The sequence below is a fragment of the Brachybacterium zhongshanense genome (assembly GCF_055385755.1).
In genome coordinates this window covers 623,760-639,897 of sequence record NZ_AP043790.1, presented here as the reverse complement: position 1 = coordinate 639,897, position 16,138 = coordinate 623,760, and the positions used below count along the sequence as shown (strand labels likewise).

The following is a 16,138-nucleotide window of genomic DNA, read 5'->3' as shown; positions in this document are numbered from 1 at the left end:
ATGTCAGGCTGCCGGGGCGTTGACGTCCTTGGGCAGGGCGTTCTTCGCGACCTCGACGAGGGCGGCGAAGGCCGCGGCATCGTTCACGGCGAGCTCGGCGAGCATGCGACGGTCGACCTCGACACCCGCGAGGCCGAGGCCCTGGATGAAGCGGTTGTAGGTCATGCCGTTGGCGCGAGCGGCGGCGTTGATGCGCTGGATCCACAGGCGACGGAAGTCGCTCTTGCGGACCTTGCGGTCGCGGTAGTTGTAGGTCGCCGAGTGGAGCACCTGCTCCTTGGCCTTGCGGTACAGGCGCGAGCGCTGCCCGCGGTAGCCGCTGGCCTGCTCGAGGATCTCCCGACGCTTCTTCTGGGCGTTGACCGCCCGCTTCACGCGTGCCACGTGATTCTCCTTCGCTGGTTATGAGTTCGGTGATGCGGGAACTCTCATCCCGCGAGGGGGCTCAGCGGCCCAGGAGCTTCTTGACGCGCTTGGTGTCGGCCTTGGCCACACCGGTGTCGTTGCCGAGGCGGCGCTTGCGGGTCGAGCTCTTGTGCTCGAGCAGGTGGCGGGCGTTCGCCTTCTCCCGCATGAGCTTGCCGGAGCCGGTCACCCGGACGCGCTTCTTGGTGCCCGAGTGGGTCTTGTTCTTCGGCATGAGCCTGTTCTCCTTCGTGAGTGGGATCGTGGGCCGTCGCGACGGGCGCGACGGGCGATCAGGACTGGGGGTCGCCCTCGGATGCCGGGGTCTCGACGTTCTCAGCGGACTCGGTCGCTTCGGCGGCCTTGGCGGAGTCCGACTTCGAGGCGGCCTTCTCGGCGTCCGACCGACGCTTGCGCGCCTCGGCCATGGCCTGGGCCTTCTTCTTGTGGGGACCGAGGACCATCACCATGTTGCGGCCGTCCTGGCGAGGGTGGGACTCGACGAAGCCGAACTCCGCCACGTCCTCCGCCATGCGGCCGAGCAGCTTGATGCCCATCTCGGGGCGGGACTGCTCACGGCCGCGGAAGCGGATGATGACCTTGACCTTGTCGCCACCGTTGAGGAACTTCTCGACGTTGCGGCGCTTGGTCTCGTAGTCGTGCTTGTCGATCTTCAGGCCCATCCGGATTTCCTTCTGGACGGTGTTGGCCTGGTTCTTCCGCGCTTCACGGGCCTTCATGTTGGCTTCGTACTTGTACTTGCCATAGTCCATGAGGCGGCAGACGGGAGGATTCGCGCCCGGGGCGACCTCGACGAGATCGAGATCGGCCTCCTGAGCGAGCCGCAGGGCGTCCTCGACGCGGACGATCCCGACCTGCTCGCCGTTGGGACCGACCAGGAGGACCTTGGGGACCCTGATCTGACCGTTGATGCGCTGTTCGCTGATGGTGGCTCCTCACCTCGGTGTCGACATGCACATGACGAAAGGCCCCCGCTCATGCGGAGGCCCTGAGGCAGGAGGCACCGAGGTGCCGCCCGGACCTGAGGTCCGGCTGCGCTACTGACCCGACGGCCTGCGGGCCGTGAGGTGGGAGGGACTCCACTTGAGGAACGGTTGACGCCTGCGCCGGCAGGAGCCGAGGCGAGGGATCGATGAACGATTCGACATGTTCCGGTCGACTACTCTACCAGGAGCGACGGGATGGTCCAGGTGATCTCCGTCGCCCCGACGAGCAGAGACCTGCGAGGAGCGCGGGTGGGCACGAGCTGCGGCGGCGCTGCGGACCTCGAGCGCGTCGCGGCGGCCGATCATCCTGCACCCCATGCGCCCTGCGCTCCCCGCCCCACCACGAGAGAAGGACCATCATGAACGACTCCGTCCAGGACCAGCATCGGCATGAGGCCGACCTCGATCATCAGCACGACGAGGGCGCATCCGAGGCGCTGCGCGATATCGCCGACGTGTCCGCGGTCGAGATCATCACGAGCGCATGCGTCCACCTGATGAGCGCCGCCGCTGTCAAGACAGGACTCGCCGAGGACGAGGCCGAGGGGCAGTACCAGGACCTCGCCGAGGCGCGGAAGCTGATCACCGCCCTGGCGGGACTGGTGTCAGCTGCCGCTCCGGAGATCGGCAATGAGCATGCGCGCTCCCTCCGCGACGGCCTGCGCTCGCTGCAGCTCGCCTTCGCCGAGGCGCTCCCGTTCCCGGATGCTCCCGGCGAGGCGCCCGGGGAGAAGTACACGGGCCGCGTCAGCTGACGGCTCTCGCGCGCACCGGAACCGGTCCCGCCCCGGCCTGGTCCGGCTCGCCGTCAGCGTCAGCGTCAGCGTCAGCGTCAGCGTCAGCGTCAGCGTCAGCGTCAGCGTCCGAGGGTGAGCTTCAGCGAGCTGACGCGATCGGCGACCAGCACGGAGGCGCCGAGGCGTGCGGTCAGATCGCCGACCACCTGCTGGACCCTGCCGGCGTCGAGTCCGTCCGCGAGGCGCACCAGCAGGTCGACCTCGGTGCGCTGGCCCGGGCGGGCGACGAGCTCGAGCACGGGGCCGATGCCGTCGGCGATCGATCGGAGCTCGTCCGCGATCTCCGGGTCCTCGTGCGGGGGCATCCAGTCGCGCCCCTGCGCGAGGGCCCAGAGGGCGGAGCGCTGCAGGACGATCGCGCCCTCCTCCGAGGCGGGGTCGAGCACCAGCTGGGTGATCCCCTCCTGCACGGCCGCCTGAGCGGCCTGAGCGGCGGGGGTGGGAACGGGCCTCGCCCGGGGCTGCCAGCGGGAGAGCTCACCGACGGCGGTGAACACGGGCAGGGTGCGGGATCCGTCAGGGCCCGTGATCGAGACCATGGCCATGTCGGCGCCGTTGTCGCCGGTGAGTCCGTGCGCGGTCGTGCCCGTCTCGGTCGCGACCGCCATGATCGGCACCAGGAGCCGGGATCCGGCGAGCGCGGCGACCAGGCCGCGCCGGAAGGGGTCGCCCCCTCCGCGGTGGATCCGCAGGGCCTCGGCGACAGCCGCCGGTGCCTGTCCGTCGTCGTCGGGGAAGGGGCTCACCGTGTAGTCGCGGCCCTTCCAGGGCACTCCGGCGGTATCGGTCAGCGGGGACTTCTCGCGGAAGTGCGCGGGCAGCTCCCGGTGCGCGGCAGGCTGCTCCGGTGAGCCGTCCGTCGGGCCTCCTGCGGATCCCTCGCTCATCAGGTCACGCCCGCCCGGCGACGTCCAGGGCCTCCGGCAGGGTGAAGGCGCCCGCGTACAGGGCCTTGCCGACGATCGCTCCCTCGACACCGGAGGCGACCAGCTGGCGCAGGGCCCGGAGGTCGTCGAGGGAAGAGATGCCGCCGGAGGCGACGACCTTGGCGTCGGTCCTCTCGCACACCTGGCGCAGCAGGTCCACGTTCGGTCCGCGGAGCGTTCCGTCCTTGGTCACGTCGGTGACGACGTAGCGCTGGCAGCCGGCCTCGTCGAGGCGCTCGAGCGTCTCCCACAGGTCCCCGCCGTCTCGGGTCCACCCGCGGGCGGCGAGGGTCGTCCCGCGCACATCGAGCCCCACGGCGATGCGATCGCCGTGCTCGGCGATGATCTCCGCGGTCCAGTCGGGGTTCTCGAGCGCAGCGGTCCCGAGGTTGACGCGTCGGCAGCCGGTGGCGAGCGCCGCGGCGAGGGACTCGTCGTCGCGGATGCCGCCGGAGAGCTCGACGTTCAGGTCGACGGCTGCGACGACCTCGGCCAGCAGCGAGGAGTTGGAGCCGCGGCCGAAGGCGGCGTCGAGGTCGACCAGGTGCAGCCAGCTCGCGCCGCCCTCCTGGAATCCGAGGGCGGCGTCCAGCGGGGCGCCGTAGGCGGTCTCGGAGCCCGCCTCGCCCTGGACGAGTCGCACGGCCTGGCCGCCCTGGACGTCGACGGCGGGAAGGAGCTCGAGGATGGGGGTGGTCATGGGAGGTCTCCAGGTGGTCTGCGCGCTGTGCGGCGCGGGATCAGCGGGTCGGGGGCGGGGAGGATGCGGGAGCCGGATCAGCCGGTCTGGATGCGCCAGATCGAGACGCCGACGCAGAGGAGGCCGATGAGCGCGAGGGCGATGATCGACCACCACGGCTTCTTCTGCCGGAAGAACGACCAGGCACCCCCGACCATCATGAAGCCGACGAACAGGAGGATGAAGGCGAGGATCATCGCGCGTCTCCCCCGTGCTCGCCGCGCCGCGGGAGCGTGGCGAGCCAGTTGCGCAGCAGGTGCGCGCCTGCCTCCCCGGACTTCTCCGGGTGGAACTGGGTGGCGGTCAGCGCGCCGTTCTCCACGGCGGCGACGAACCGGTCCCCTCCGTGCTCGGCCCAGGTGACCAGGGGCGGGGTCATCGGACCGATGGCCTCCATCTCCCAGCTGCGCGCACCGTAGGAGTGCACGAAGTAGAACCGCTCGGACTCGATGCCCTCGAGCAGGCGGGTCCCTTCAGGGGCCTCGACGGTGTTCCAGCCCATGTGCGGGACGACGGAGGCCTGCAGGCGGGTGACCTCGCCCGGCCATTGCGCCAGTCCCTTCGAACGCACGTCGTGCTCGGTGCCCGCATCGAACATGATCTGCAGGCCGACGCAGATGCCCAGCACCGGCAGCCCGCCGGCGAGGCGGCGCTCGATGATGCGGTCGCCGCCGACGGCGAGGACCTGCTGGATGGTCGCCTCGTAGGCTCCGACGCCGGGCACGACGAGCCCGTCGGCCGCGAGGGCCTGCTCGCGATCGGCGGTGAGCTCGACGCGAGCTCCGGCGGCCTCGAGGGCGCGGACGACGGAGCGGACGTTGCCGGAGCCGTGATCCAGGACCACGACGAAGGGGGCGCGGCTCTCTGTCATCGCTTCCTCTTCCGGGAGACCCACTTGAGGGCGTCGGCGCGGCTCAGCGCGCTCGGATCGTATCCCTCGCCGATCTCCTCGAGGGTCGTCGCGCCGAGCAGCAGGCGCTCGACGACCTCGTCGACGGCGCCCAGCACGATCGCCGGGGAGACGTCCTCTCCCCGCTCTCCGCTGCGGTACCGGGTCGCGGTCATGCGGTCGCCCTGGCGCCAGAACAGCACGATGCCGGCGCGCTGGAGGGCGGTCGAGGCGATGGCCGCGAGGTCGTGCGCGAGCTGCTCGGCGAGCGGGCCGACGGCGATGGCCCCCATGTCGGTGTCGACGGTCCTCGTCCCGGAGGGGATCTCGAGACCGTCGGTGCGCCCTTCGACGCCCAGGCGGATCGCTCCGGCGAGCGACTGGGCTGAGTCGACGGACGTGGCCACGACGGCGATGGCCGGCTCGGCCGGTTCCCCGTCGGCCTCCTCGGATGCGGCGGACAGGACGTCGTCGACGGTGAGCGGCGCGTCGGAGAGCTCGAGGCCCTCCATCATGCGTGCGAACTCGGCGTCGATGTCGTCGCCGCGGGGGTCCTCGCCCCCGGGTCGGTCGGCGGTGGTCACAGCGCTCCCTTCGTGGAGGGGACGTCGAGGACGCGCTCGTCGTAGGCGCAGGCGGCCCGCAGGGCGCGGGCGAGCGCCTTGAACTGCGCCTCGACCACATGGTGGGGGTCGCGACCCTCGATCAGTCGGATGTGCAGGCAGATCGCCGCGTGATGGGCGATCGACTCGAAGACGTGACGCGTCAGCGAGCCGGTGAAGTGGCCGCCGATCAGGTGGTGGATCTGCGCCTCGCTCTCGCCGCTGTGCACGCAGTAGGGGCGGCCGGACAGGTCCACGACCGCCTGGGCGAGGGCCTCGTCCAGCGGGACCAGGGCGTCTCCGAAGCGGGCGATGCCCTTCTTGTCGCCGAGAGCTTCGCGCAGCGCCTGCCCGAGGACGATGGCGGTGTCCTCGACCGTGTGGTGCGCATCGATCTCGATGTCACCGGTCGCCCGGACCGTGAGGTCGAACCGGGCGTGGGTGCCCAGTGCCGTGAGCATGTGGTCGAAGAAGGGCACCGAGGTGGAGACGTCCACCTGGCCGGTGCCGTCGACGTCGAGGGAGACCTCGACGGAGGACTCCCGCGTGCTGCGGGAGATGGTCGCCGTCCGCCGGCGTCGGCCGGCGGCGTCGGCGGACGGGGCGGCGTCGGCGGGCGGGGCGGCGTCGATGCTGCTGTCGGTCATCGGGGGTCGACCTCCTGGAGGGCGGAGCGGAAGGCGGAGTTGTCCTCAGGGGTGCCGATGGACACCCGCAGCCACGGTGCGGGGCCCACCTCGCGGATGAGCACCCCGCGGTCGAGCAGCCCCTGCCAGATCCGATGGCGGTCGGTCGTGTCCAGCGGCTGGAAGTAGACGAAGTTCGCGTCCGACGGTGCGACCACGTGTCCGCGCGCGGACAGATGGGCCACGAGGGCGTCGCGCTCGTCGCGGAGCGCGGCGACCTGCGCGAGCAGCTCCTCCCGATGGGCGAGGGCCGTGCGCGCGACAGCCTGGGTGACGGCCGACAGATGATAGGGCAGACGCACCACCCGCAGACCATCGACGATCTCGGGATCCGCCACGAGGTACCCGATGCGCCCCCCGGCGAGGGCGAACGCCTTGGACATGGTGCGGGTGACCACGAGGTTCGGGAACTCCCCCAGCAGCTCGAGCGCGCTGGGCACGCCCTCGCGACGGAACTCGCCGTAGGCCTCGTCGACCACGAGCATGCCGCCGGTCGGCGCGAGCGCCTCGGCGGCGGTGCGCACGAGCGCCGGGTCGAGGGCGGTGCCGGTGGGGTTGTTCGGGCTCGTGAGCACGACGATGTCGGGGGCGTGCTCGGCGATGGCGGCGAGCAGGTCGTCCTTCGAGAGGGCGAACTCGGGGGCGGGTCCGCGGTCGGCCGAGGCCCAGGTCGTGAAGGTGTCGCGCGCGTACTCGGGATACATCGAGTAGTGCGGCGAGAACCCGAGTGCCGTGCGCCCCAGGCCGCCGTACGCCAGCATCAGCTGGTGCATGATCTCGTTCGATCCGTTGGCGGCCCAGACGGCTTCCACCGCCGGCGCCTCCACACCGGACTCCTCCGCCAGGAATGCGGCGAGATCGGCGCGCAGGGCGGTGAACTCGCGGTCCGGGTAGCGGTTCAGCGAGGATGCGGCCTCGGCGACAGCTCGGCCGATGTCCTCGGCGAGGGCCGCGGACGGGCCGAAGGGGTTCTCGTTGACGTTCAGCAGATGCGGGACCTCGATCTGCGGGGCGCCATAGGGCTCGACGCCGACCAGGTCGGGACGGCGCGCGGGCAGGCCGACGCGGCGTGCCGCTCCGGTCGCGAGGATGCTGGGGTCGGGCATGCCCCCATCGTAGAGGTCCGCACTGGGGGCGGCCTGCGCGCCCGCCCCCCGGGACAGCGTCCTCGCCCGCAGCCGCGCGTCGGCCCGTGTGACGTCGGACAGCACGTCGTCGACGCCGGCTGCTCCCAGCCGTCCCCGGCTAGCCTGGAGAGCATGTTCCGCTACCTGGGCGCACTCGTCGCCGATCTGCTCGCCGTGCTGCTGTTCGTCGCGATCGGCCTCATCCAGCACGGCTATGAGCTGACCGTCGAGAACATCGTGCTGGTGGGCTGGCCCTTCGCCGTCGGCGTCCTGCTGGGGCACCTGGCGATCCGAGCCTGGCGCTTCCCCTTCCGCATCTGGCCGCACGGCCTGTTCGTCTGGGCCATCACCCTGTGCGCCTCGATGGCGATCCGCACCCTGTTCAGCGCCGGCACGGAGGCCTCCTTCGTGATCGTCGCCGCATCGGTGACCCTGGTGCTGATGATCGGCTGGCGCGCGGTCGCGCTGTGGGTGACGAGGGGCGAGCGGCGCGAGGAGGTCGCCGCCCGGCGGGAGGCGCGCTCGCGCAAGCGCACCGAGCGGGCTGCTGCCAAGGAGGCTCGCCGCAACGCCGCCGCCGGCCGGGTCGCGTCGAGCGTCGGGACGGGATCCTCTGCCGACGGCGGCGGCCCGACCGCGGAGTGAACCGAGCGGCCGAGCCGAGCGGAGCGAACCGAGCGGAGTGAGCTCAGCGCTCGAAGCGGATATCGATCGCGGCACCGTGCGAGGGGAGGTCCTCTGCGGCCGCGAGGACGGTCGCGGCGCCGCGGGCGGTCTCCAGCGCATCCCGGTCGTAGTCGATGACGTGGATCCCGCGCAGGAAGGTCTGCACGCCGAGACCTCCGTCGAATCGGGAGTTCCCTCCCGTGGGCAGCACGTGGTTCGAGCCCGCTGCGTAGTCGCCGAGGCTGACGGGCGCGTACGAGCCGACGAAGACGGCGCCCGCGTTGGTGACCCGCGCGGCGACGGCGGCGGCGTCGACCGTCTGGATCTCGAGGTGCTCGGCCCCGTAGGCGTCGACCGCTGAGAGCCCCTGCTCGAGGTCCCGCACGAGCACGACGCCGCTCTGCGGGCCGCGCAGCGCGGTGGCGATGCGCTCGGCATGGCGGGCGGCGGGCACCTGGAGGGCCAGCTCCTCCTCGACGGCGTCCAGGAGCGCAGGCGAGTCGGTGACCAGGACGCTCGCGGCCATCGGGTCGTGCTCGGCCTGCGAGATGAGGTCCGCGGCGACGTAGGCCGGGTTCGCGGTGGCGTCGGCGAGCACCGCGATCTCCGTCGGACCGGCCTCCGCATCGATGCCGACCCTCCCGCGCACGAGCCGCTTGGCGGCGACGACATACACGTTGCCGGGCCCGGTGACCAGGTCGACGGGCTCCAGCCCCGTCCCGTCGCCGAGATCGTCGGCACCATGGGCGAGCAGGGCGATGGCCTGAGCTCCCCCTGCTGCCACCACCTCGGTCACCCCCAGCAGCTCGCAGGCGGCCAGGATGGTCGGGTGCGGCAGACCGCCGAACTCCTTCTGCGGCGGGGACGCCAGGACGATCTCGCCGACGCCGGCGACCTGCGCGGGCACGACGTTCATGATCACGGAGCTCGGCAGCACGGCCCGACCGCCGGGCACGTACAGCCCCACTCTGCGCACGGGCACCCAGCGCTGGGTGACGGTGCCACCGGGGACGACCTGCACGGCGTCGTCGCCGCGGCGCTGGGCGGTGTCGACGGTGCGCACGCGCGCGATCGCCTGCTCGAGGGCCCCGCGGATCGCCGGGTCGAGCTCGGCGAGCGCGCGGGACAGGGCCTCGCGGGGCACGCGCAGCTGCTCGGGCCGGATCCCGTCGAAGCGCTCGGAGGCGTCGCGCACGGCGTCGGCCCCGCGGGCGGCGACGTCCTCGACCACGGGCCGCACGGCATGGACGGCGGCCTCCACGTCGATCTCCGCCCGAGGGAGGGCGGCGGCGAGCTCGGCGGGGCCGAGGGTGCGCTCGCGCAGGTCGATGACGGCGAGGTGGGGATCAGTGTCCGGCATGCCCCCAGTCTAGGAGCGCCCGTCCCGTACCGTGGTGACGTCCGGAACCTGACCGGGGGTCGTCGACGACCTCCGATAGTCTTGACGTCAAGACAAATGCCGCACCGACCCGAGGGAGCCCCGCGAAACATGGCGCGCATCATCTACACCCACACCGACGAGGCGCCGATGCTGGCCACCGCCTCGTTCCTGCCGATCCTGGAGGCGTTCTCGAACACCGCCGGGATCGAGGTCGTCTCGCGCGACATCTCGCTGGCCGGCCGCATCGTCGCGGCCTTCTCCGATCTGCTCCCGGAGGACCAGCGCGAGGCCGACGCCCTCGCCGAGCTCGGCGAGCTCGCGAAGACGCCCGAGGCGAACATCATCAAGCTTCCCAACATCTCCGCCTCCGTCCCCCAGCTCAAGGCCGCGGTCAAGGAGCTGCAGGACAGCGGAATCGCTCTGCCGGACTACCCGGAGAACCCGGAGACCGACGAGGAGCGGGACGTCCGCGCCCGCTACGACGCCGTCAAGGGCTCCGCCGTGAACCCGGTCCTGCGCGAGGGCAACTCCGACCGCCGCGCACCGATCGCGGTGAAGAACTTCGCCAAGGCGCACCCCCACCGCATGGGCGAGTGGAGCGCCGACTCGAAGACCTCCGTGGCGACCATGGGCGCCGACGACTTCCGCTCCAGCGAGCAGTCCGTCGTCCTCGCAGCCGACGACGACCTCTCGATCGTGCATGTGGGGACCGACGGCACCGAGACGGTGCTGAAGGCCTCGATCCCGGTGCTCGCGGGCGAGGTCGTGGACTCCACCGTCATGCGCGCCGCCGCGCTGGACGAGTTCCTGCGCGCGCAGGTCGCCGCGGCGAAGGAGCAGGGAGTGCTGTTCTCCCTGCATCTGAAGGCCACCATGATGAAGGTCTCCGACCCGATCATCTTCGGCCACGCGGTGCGCGCCTTCTTCCCCACCCTGTTCACGCAGTTCGGCGACGTCCTGGCCGCAGCGGGCCTGTCCCCGAACAACGGTCTCGGCGGCATCCTCGCCGGTGTCGAGGACCTCGAGGACTCGGTCCGCGAGGGCGTCCGCGCGGCAGTCGAGCAGGACCTCGCCGACGGCCCGGCGATCGCCATGGTCAACTCCGACAAGGGGATCACGAACCTGCACGTGCCCTCCGACGTCATCGTCGACGCCTCCATGCCCGCGATGATCCGCACCTCGGGCCACATGTGGGACGCCGACGGTGAGGAGCGCGACACCCTCGCGGTCATCCCGGACTCGTCCTACGCGGGCGTCTACCAGGCCACGATCGAGGACTGCCAGGCCCACGGCGCCTTCGATCCGACGACGATGGGCACCGTCCCGAACGTCGGCCTGATGGCGCAGAAGGCCGAGGAGTACGGCTCCCACGACAAGACCTTCGAGATCCCGGCCGACGGTCGGGTGGAGGTCCGTGACAGCTCCGGCGCCGTGCTCATGTCCCACGACGTCTCCCTCGGCGACATCTTCCGCGCCTGCCAGGCGAAGGACGCCCCGATCCGCGACTGGGTGCAGCTGGCCGTGCGCCGCTCGCGCGAGTCCGGCATGCCGGCCGTGTTCTGGCTCGACGAGACCCGGGCCCATGACCGCAACCTCATCGCGAAGGTGAACGCCTATCTCGCCGAGGAGGACACCGAGGGGCTCGACCTGCGCATCCTCTCGCCGGTCGAGGCGACCAAGCACACCCTCGAGCGCGTGCGCCGCGGCGAGGACACCATCTCGGTGACCGGCAACGTGCTGCGCGACTACCTGACGGACCTGTTCCCGATCATGGAGCTGGGCACGAGCGCCAAGATGCTCTCGGTGGTCCCGCTGATGGCCGGAGGCGGCCTGTTCGAGACGGGCGCCGGCGGCTCCGCCCCCAAGCACGTCCAGCAGCTCATCGAGGAGGACTACCTGCGCTGGGACAGCCTCGGGGAGTTCCTCGCGCTCGCCGAGTCGCTGCGCCACCTCGCCCGCACGGCGGACAACGCGCGCGCCGCGGTCCTCGCTGCCGCGCTGGACCGCGCCACGGAGACGCTCCTGAGCAACGGGAAGTCCCCGCAGCGCCGTCTCGGCAGCATCGACAACCGCGGAAGCCACTTCTACCTCGCCCTGTACTGGGCGCAGGAGCTCGCCGCGCAGAGCGAGGACGCGGAGCTGCAGGCCGCATTCGGCCCGATCGCGAAGGAGCTCACCGAGGGCGAGGAGACGATCGCCGGCGAGCTGCTCGCGGTGCAGGGCTCCCCTGCCGACATCGGCGGCTACTACCGCCCCGACCCGGCCAAGGCGGCCGCGGTGATGCGCCCGTCGGCGACCTTCAACCGCATCCTGGAGGAGATCTCCGCCGCGCTCTGAGCGCAAGGACGTCCTCTCTCCTCCGGACGCCGGTCCGGTCCGCGTACGGACCGGACCGGCGTCCTCGCTCCCGTCCGATCGTCCTGACGCCCTGCTCCTCCCGGCGAGATTCGGAGATGCCCGCGATGCCTGTCATCGTCTCCCCCGTCGACGGCGTCCCCCTGCGCGCCGACCTCTCCGGCAGCGGGTCCGCTCTCGTCCTGCTGCACGGCTCGGTGCTCTCCCGCGCGATCTGGCGCGGCCTGGGATACCTCGGCCCGCTCACCGCTGAGCACACAGTGATCCGCATCGATCTGCGCGGCCATGGCGGCTCCGGGAAGCCCCATGACGCCGCGGCGTACACCCAGGAGGTCTTCGTCAGGGATCTCTTCGCGGTGCTCGACGAGCTGGGGATCGGGCGCGCGGCCCTGATGGGCTACTCGCTCGGCGCGCGGATCGCCCTGAGCGCCGCACTCGATCAGCCGGGCCGGGTGAGCCGTCTGGTGAGCATCGGCGGCTCCGCCTCCCCGCAGCAGGGGGCGGTGGACGAGGTGTTCTTCCCCGGGGTGATCGGCACCGTGCGGAAGAGCGGGATGGAGGCCTTCTGCTCCGGCCAGGGCCTCGGACCGGATGCGGTCGCACAGCGGGACCGCGCCACCCGCGCCGCGTTCCTCGCCGCGGATCCGCTCGCTGTCGCAGCTCTGCTGGAGGCGACCGATCGCACGTCGGGCATCGATGACGACGCACTCGCGGACTGCACGGTGCCCTCCCTGTGGATGGCCGGCGATCGGGACGGCTCGCGCTTCGAAGAATCCCGCCGCGCCGCCTCCCTCATGCCCGATGCGGACTTCGTCCCGCTCCCGGGCCGTGATCATGGCGGGTCCCTCTGGCCGGCCGACGAGGTCCTCCGGCACGTCCTCCCGTTCCTCCGGTAGATCCCCGTCGTCGGAGCGCTCCGGGGTCGGCCCTCGAGGCCCGCTCGCCCTGCTCGATCTCCTCGTCAGAGGATCTGCCGGGCGAGTGCGAAGAGCGCCACGATCACGATCACGCCGCGCAGCAGCCATTCGGGCATCCGCTTGGCGAGATGCGCCCCGAAGTAGCCGCCCACGAGAGCGCCCACGGCGATGGCGGCCGTGGCGACCCAGATGATCTGCGCCCCGACGACCACGTGCGCGACCAGGTAGACGAGCGCCGCGGACGCGTTCACGACGAGGCTCGCGAGGTTCTTGACGTGGTTGACCTTGCCCATCGGCTTCCCCGTGAGGGTGCCGAGCACGCCGAGGTAGAGGATCCCCTGGGCAGCGGTGAAGTAGCCCCCGTAGACAGACGCCGCGCCCATCGCGCCGATGAGCGCGGGCGAGCGGTACGGGCTGCGCTCCTCCGAAGCACCACGGGGCTCCTCGGCGTCAGGCTCGATGCGCCCGGCGTCGCGCTGCGCGGCGCGGCGCTCCTGGCGAGCGCGAAGGAGCGCGACGACCTTCTTCTGCGAGATCACCATGACCAGCGCGAACACGATCAGCACGGGGACGACGACGTCCAGCGCATCGGAGGGCGAGAGCAGCAGCAGGATCGAGCCGAGCATGGCGAACAGCACCGTGGTGACCACCAGCGGACGCAGGTCCCGTCCCTCGGCCGCGATCTCGCGGCGGTACCCGACCACCGAGCCGATGGTCGAGAAGAGGATCCCGATCGTGTTGGTGCGCACGGCCGTGCCCGGAGGCACTCCGAGCGCGAGCAGCACGGGCAGGGTCAGCAGGGATCCGGAGCCGACAGCGGCATTGATGGCCCCTGCGAGGATGCCCATCACCAGCAGCACCACCAGCGAATGCAGCTCCACGCGCGCGTCCTCCTCGTTCTGCTCTCCCGGCTCTTCCGGATCTCCCGGATCTCCCGGCTCTTCCGGCTCCTGGCCCTCCCGGACCGACCGCCCAGACTAACGGGGGCCGGTCGCGTCGCGGCGCCCGCCCCGAGGGCCGGGACGGGCGCCGCGAGCGGTGACCCTGGGGGACGGCTGCGCTCAGGCGGGCAGGAGCCAGTCGTTCGGGGAGAACAGCTCGTAGTGCACGTGCTCGTCGTCGGCTCCTGCCGCCCGAAGCTGGTCGCGCAGGTCCTGCAGGAAGCCGTTGCCGCCGCAGAGGTAGATCTCGGCGTCATCGGGCAGCGGGATCCCCGCGAGGGCCATCCGCCCTTCGTGGACGCTGATGCGGGGGTCGATGGCTCCGCCGGGCAGGTGCTCATCATCGGTCGTGCGGAACCACAGGTCGAGCTGCGAGTTCGTGTGCGCGGGCAGTCCGGCGACGGTCGCAGCGAGCTCATCGACCAGAGCGGCATCGCGGGCGTCGGCGTCGGCATGAAGGACGACCGCGCGGCGTCCGCTCTGGTGGACGGCGATGTGGCGCAGCATGCCGAGCATCGGCGTGGCGCCGATGCCGGCCGAGACCAGGACCACGGGCGCCTCCGAGGCGGTGTCCAGGGCGAGGTCGCCGTAGGGAAGGGTCACCTGGATATGGTCCCCGACCCCGACGTTCTCGTGCAGCCAGGTGGAGACCTCTCCCTGCGGGTCCTCGTCGTCGGCGTCGACGCGGCGCACCGAGATCCGCCAGCGGCCGCCGCCGGAGACGTCGGAGAGGGAGTACTGGCGCAGCTGGCGCGCACCGTCGGGGAGCCGCACGCCGACGGTGATGTACTGCCCGGGCACGAAGCCGGGCAGCTGCTCGTCGCCCGACGGCGCGATCAGCTCGAAGCTCACGACGTCGCTGCTCTCCTCGACCCGTCGGGCGACGACGGCCTCGCGGAAGACGTCGCCGGGCTCGACCCCGGCATCGGCGTACAGCTCCTTCTCGAAGGCGATGAGGGTGGAGGCCATGTGCCAGTAGACGGCCGACCAGGCCTCGGCGACCTGCTCGGTGACGGCTTCGCCGAGGACCTCCCCGATCGCAGCCATCAGATGCTCATGGACGATCCCGTACTGGTCCTCGACGATGCCCAGCGAGGCGTGCTTGTGCCCGATGCGGCCGAGCATCTCCTTCGGGCTCGGCCCGTCGGGGTCGACGAGGATCGTCGCATAGGTCGCGACCGAGGCCGCGAGCGCCTTCTGCTGCGCGCCCTGCGCCTGGTTCCCGCGGTTGAAGGTGTTAGCGAGGAGCTCGGGTCGGGCGGTGAACATGCGGCGGTAGAAGGTCGCGGCGATCTCGCCGATGTTCGCGCCCACGGCGGGGAGCGTCGCGCGGACGATCTCCTCGTGCTCGGGGCTCAGACGGCTGTCGGGGTCGAGTCGGAGCTGGGTGGGCCGAGCTGCGGAGACGTCCACGGTCATGGGTGGGTCCTTCCTGATCTCTTCCGGGGGGCCGCGGCGTGGTGACGCCGTGACATATCCACGGTAGGAAGGACGAGCTCCCGGGCGGTGGACCTTGGTCCCGTCCAGGGATCGCTGCTCGGGAGTGCTCGGGAGCCGCCCGACGGACCGCATCATCGACGCTGGTCAGTGCCCTTCAGCGATGATCGGTGCCCTCCTGGGCGTCCTGCAGTGCCTTCTGGAGCACCTGCGCGTGGTTCTGCTGGAGGTCCTTCGTCGCGAACAGGAGGGTGATCCGCGAGACACCGGCGTCCCGCGCCCGCTCGAGCAGCGCCCCGGCGGCGCCGCTGGCGTCGAGCTCGCGACGGTAGCGACCGGCGAACTCCTCGAAGTCCAGCTCGCCGGAGTGGTAGGCGCGGCGGAGCTCCGGGGACGGCGTCGCCTCCTTGTCCCATTCGTCGTACGCGAGGCGGTCCTTCCTGACTCCGCGCGGCCACAGCCGATCCACGAGCACTCGCATCTCCGTGCTGTCCGAGCCGCCGTCATCGAGCACGTCGTGCACGCGCTCGAGCGTGATCTCGATGTCGCTCATCCCTCTGCCCCCGTCCGCTCTGCTGGATCGGCTCTGCTCGGATCCTCCCGGTCCGCTCGCGGCCGAGGCCTGTCCCGGCCGCGAGCGGTGGACGCCGGATCCCGGGCCGACGCTCCTGTGCCGGGTCAGGCCAGGGCGGCCTGCGCGGCGTCGTAGTCGGGCTCGTCGGCGATCTCGCCGACCTGCTGGGTGTGGATGATCGTGCCGTCGGCGTCGGCGATCACGACGGCGCGCGAGAGCAGACCCTGGAGCGGGCCGTCGACCATGGTCACGCCGAAGTCCTCACCGAAGGAGGAGCGGAAGGCGGAGCCGGTGACGACGTTCTCGATGCCCTCGGCACCGCAGAACCGGGCCTGGGCGAAGGGCAGGTCCTTGGAGACGCAGACCACGACGGTGTTCTCGAGCCCGGCGGCCAGCTCGTTGAACTTCCGCACGCTCATCGCGCAGGTGCCCGTGTCGAGCGAGGGGAAGATGTTCAGCACCACGCGCCTGCCGGCGAAGGCGCCGCTCGTGACGGGGTCCAGGTCCGCGCCCACGAGGTCGAAGGCGGGGAGCGAGGAGCCGGTCGCGGGCAGCTCGCCGACGGTGGTGACGGGATTGCTCTGGAAGGTGATCGAAGCCATGCCCCCATCCTGGCCCCCACCAGCGCGGAGGACAAGGCGGCAGGCCGGGCGCGATTCCAGCATCTGTGCGTCCGCCGCCTCCAGATC

General features: G+C 71.5%; 19 protein-coding genes. 4 read left to right on the top strand and 15 right to left on the bottom strand.

Features of this window, described 5'->3' with window-relative positions:
• Nucleotides 1–3: 3 nt before the first annotated feature.
• The 3 genes from rplT to infC all read right to left on the bottom strand — a co-directional run bounded on the left by rplT (nt 4) and on the right by infC (nt 1,304).
• Nucleotides 4–384: a 50S ribosomal protein L20 gene (gene rplT / locus ACZ5AJ_RS02940; RefSeq protein ID WP_464136935.1), complete on the bottom strand. Its 381-nt coding sequence runs from the start codon at nt 382–384 to the stop codon at nt 4–6.
• 61 nt (nt 385–445) lie between these two features.
• On the bottom strand, nt 446–640 hold the full coding sequence (rpmI, locus tag ACZ5AJ_RS02935; RefSeq protein ID WP_464136933.1) for a 50S ribosomal protein L35: 195 nt from the start codon (nt 638–640) through the stop codon (nt 446–448).
• A gap of 58 nt (nt 641–698) precedes the next feature.
• Nucleotides 699–1,304, bottom strand: coding sequence for a translation initiation factor IF-3 (infC, locus tag ACZ5AJ_RS02930; protein ID WP_464138677.1), 606 nt, complete (start codon nt 1,302–1,304; stop codon nt 699–701).
• 467 nt (nt 1,305–1,771) lie between these two features.
• Here infC and ACZ5AJ_RS02925 point away from each other — a divergent pair, with 467 nt between their 5' ends.
• The gene (locus ACZ5AJ_RS02925; protein WP_464136931.1) at nt 1,772–2,167 is read left to right on the top strand and encodes a DUF1844 domain-containing protein; all 396 of its coding nucleotides are present in this window, start codon (nt 1,772–1,774) and stop codon (nt 2,165–2,167) included.
• 101 nt (nt 2,168–2,268) lie between these two features.
• Here ACZ5AJ_RS02925 and ACZ5AJ_RS02920 read toward each other — a convergent pair whose 3' ends face one another.
• From ACZ5AJ_RS02920 to ACZ5AJ_RS02890, 7 genes are all read right to left on the bottom strand, one after another.
• A complete protein-coding gene (locus ACZ5AJ_RS02920) occupies nt 2,269–3,096 on the bottom strand; it encodes an SseB family protein (protein WP_464136929.1) in 828 nt (275 codons plus the stop codon).
• Nucleotides 3,097–3,100: 4 nt separating this feature from the next.
• On the bottom strand, nt 3,101–3,835 hold the full coding sequence (gene priA / locus ACZ5AJ_RS02915; protein WP_464136928.1) for a bifunctional 1-(5-phosphoribosyl)-5-((5-phosphoribosylamino)methylideneamino)imidazole-4-carboxamide isomerase/phosphoribosylanthranilate isomerase PriA: 735 nt from the start codon (nt 3,833–3,835) through the stop codon (nt 3,101–3,103).
• 77 nt (nt 3,836–3,912) lie between these two features.
• Nucleotides 3,913–4,071, bottom strand: coding sequence for a hypothetical protein (locus ACZ5AJ_RS02910; RefSeq protein ID WP_464136926.1), 159 nt, complete (start codon nt 4,069–4,071; stop codon nt 3,913–3,915).
• Nucleotides 4,068–4,745 carry an imidazole glycerol phosphate synthase subunit HisH gene (gene hisH / locus ACZ5AJ_RS02905; protein WP_464136925.1) on the bottom strand — a complete coding sequence of 226 codons (678 nt, stop codon included), beginning with the start codon at nt 4,743–4,745 and terminating at the stop codon, nt 4,068–4,070. Before hisH ends, ACZ5AJ_RS02910 begins: the two co-directional genes overlap by 4 nt.
• Nucleotides 4,742–5,347 carry a hypothetical protein gene (locus ACZ5AJ_RS02900; protein ID WP_464136923.1) on the bottom strand — a complete coding sequence of 202 codons (606 nt, stop codon included), beginning with the start codon at nt 5,345–5,347 and terminating at the stop codon, nt 4,742–4,744. Before ACZ5AJ_RS02900 ends, hisH begins: the two co-directional genes overlap by 4 nt.
• Nucleotides 5,344–6,012: an imidazoleglycerol-phosphate dehydratase HisB gene (hisB, locus tag ACZ5AJ_RS02895; RefSeq protein ID WP_464136921.1), complete on the bottom strand. Its 669-nt coding sequence runs from the start codon at nt 6,010–6,012 to the stop codon at nt 5,344–5,346. Before hisB ends, ACZ5AJ_RS02900 begins: the two co-directional genes overlap by 4 nt.
• Nucleotides 6,009–7,157 (bottom strand): histidinol-phosphate transaminase, encoded by a 1,149-nt coding sequence (locus ACZ5AJ_RS02890; RefSeq protein WP_464136919.1) that lies wholly within the window; start codon nt 7,155–7,157, stop codon nt 6,009–6,011. The genes hisB and ACZ5AJ_RS02890 overlap by 4 nt, the downstream gene beginning before the upstream one ends.
• Nucleotides 7,158–7,310: 153 nt before the next feature.
• Between ACZ5AJ_RS02890 and ACZ5AJ_RS02885 the strand changes: the two genes are divergently transcribed.
• Nucleotides 7,311–7,823: a DUF3054 domain-containing protein gene (locus ACZ5AJ_RS02885; RefSeq protein ID WP_464136916.1), complete on the top strand. Its 513-nt coding sequence runs from the start codon at nt 7,311–7,313 to the stop codon at nt 7,821–7,823.
• A gap of 43 nt (nt 7,824–7,866) precedes the next feature.
• On the opposite strand, the gene hisD is transcribed toward ACZ5AJ_RS02885, so the two are convergent.
• Nucleotides 7,867–9,204, bottom strand: a complete 1,338-nt coding sequence (gene hisD, locus ACZ5AJ_RS02880) for a histidinol dehydrogenase (RefSeq protein ID WP_464136914.1) — start codon at nt 9,202–9,204, stop codon at nt 7,867–7,869.
• A gap of 129 nt (nt 9,205–9,333) precedes the next feature.
• On the opposite strand from hisD, the gene ACZ5AJ_RS02875 reads away from it, so the two are divergent.
• On the top strand, nt 9,334–11,562 hold the full coding sequence (locus tag ACZ5AJ_RS02875; protein ID WP_464136912.1) for an NADP-dependent isocitrate dehydrogenase: 2,229 nt from the start codon (nt 9,334–9,336) through the stop codon (nt 11,560–11,562).
• Between the two features lie 125 nt (nt 11,563–11,687).
• Nucleotides 11,688–12,476, top strand: coding sequence for an alpha/beta fold hydrolase (locus ACZ5AJ_RS02870; protein WP_464136911.1), 789 nt, complete (start codon nt 11,688–11,690; stop codon nt 12,474–12,476).
• A gap of 65 nt (nt 12,477–12,541) precedes the next feature.
• On the opposite strand, the gene ACZ5AJ_RS02865 is transcribed toward ACZ5AJ_RS02870, so the two are convergent.
• The 4 genes from ACZ5AJ_RS02865 to tpx form a co-directional block, all read right to left on the bottom strand.
• Nucleotides 12,542–13,378, bottom strand: coding sequence for a sulfite exporter TauE/SafE family protein (locus ACZ5AJ_RS02865; protein ID WP_464136909.1), 837 nt, complete (start codon nt 13,376–13,378; stop codon nt 12,542–12,544).
• Nucleotides 13,379–13,558: 180 nt separating this feature from the next.
• On the bottom strand, nt 13,559–14,857 hold the full coding sequence (locus tag ACZ5AJ_RS02860; RefSeq protein ID WP_464136906.1) for a globin domain-containing protein: 1,299 nt from the start codon (nt 14,855–14,857) through the stop codon (nt 13,559–13,561).
• 175 nt (nt 14,858–15,032) lie between these two features.
• Nucleotides 15,033–15,428, bottom strand: a complete 396-nt coding sequence (locus tag ACZ5AJ_RS02855; protein WP_464136905.1) for a DUF488 domain-containing protein — start codon at nt 15,426–15,428, stop codon at nt 15,033–15,035.
• A 125-nt stretch (nt 15,429–15,553) separates the two neighbouring features.
• Nucleotides 15,554–16,051, bottom strand: coding sequence for a thiol peroxidase (gene tpx, locus ACZ5AJ_RS02850; RefSeq protein WP_464136903.1), 498 nt, complete (start codon nt 16,049–16,051; stop codon nt 15,554–15,556).
• Nucleotides 16,052–16,138: the final 87 nt, after the last annotated feature.

Coding starts and splice junctions, on each gene's coding strand:
- rpmI (WP_464136933.1), bottom strand. CDS start 640: ATGCCGAAGAACAAGACCCACTCGGGCACCAAGAAGCGCGTCCGGGTG.
- ACZ5AJ_RS02925 (WP_464136931.1), top strand. CDS start 1,772: ATGAACGACTCCGTCCAGGACCAGCATCGGCATGAGGCCGACCTCGAT.
- ACZ5AJ_RS02920 (WP_464136929.1), bottom strand. CDS start 3,096: ATGAGCGAGGGATCCGCAGGAGGCCCGACGGACGGCTCACCGGAGCAG.
- priA (WP_464136928.1), bottom strand. CDS start 3,835: ATGACCACCCCCATCCTCGAGCTCCTTCCCGCCGTCGACGTCCAGGGC.
- ACZ5AJ_RS02910 (WP_464136926.1), bottom strand. CDS start 4,071: ATGATCCTCGCCTTCATCCTCCTGTTCGTCGGCTTCATGATGGTCGGG.
- hisH (WP_464136925.1), bottom strand. CDS start 4,745: ATGACAGAGAGCCGCGCCCCCTTCGTCGTGGTCCTGGATCACGGCTCC.
- hisB (WP_464136921.1), bottom strand. CDS start 6,012: ATGACCGACAGCAGCATCGACGCCGCCCCGCCCGCCGACGCCGCCCCG.
- ACZ5AJ_RS02890 (WP_464136919.1), bottom strand. CDS start 7,157: ATGCCCGACCCCAGCATCCTCGCGACCGGAGCGGCACGCCGCGTCGGC.
- ACZ5AJ_RS02885 (WP_464136916.1), top strand. CDS start 7,311: ATGTTCCGCTACCTGGGCGCACTCGTCGCCGATCTGCTCGCCGTGCTG.
- hisD (WP_464136914.1), bottom strand. CDS start 9,204: ATGCCGGACACTGATCCCCACCTCGCCGTCATCGACCTGCGCGAGCGC.
- ACZ5AJ_RS02875 (WP_464136912.1), top strand. CDS start 9,334: ATGGCGCGCATCATCTACACCCACACCGACGAGGCGCCGATGCTGGCC.
- ACZ5AJ_RS02870 (WP_464136911.1), top strand. CDS start 11,688: ATGCCTGTCATCGTCTCCCCCGTCGACGGCGTCCCCCTGCGCGCCGAC.
- ACZ5AJ_RS02860 (WP_464136906.1), bottom strand. CDS start 14,857: ATGACCGTGGACGTCTCCGCAGCTCGGCCCACCCAGCTCCGACTCGAC.
- ACZ5AJ_RS02855 (WP_464136905.1), bottom strand. CDS start 15,428: ATGAGCGACATCGAGATCACGCTCGAGCGCGTGCACGACGTGCTCGAT.
- tpx (WP_464136903.1), bottom strand. CDS start 16,051: ATGGCTTCGATCACCTTCCAGAGCAATCCCGTCACCACCGTCGGCGAG.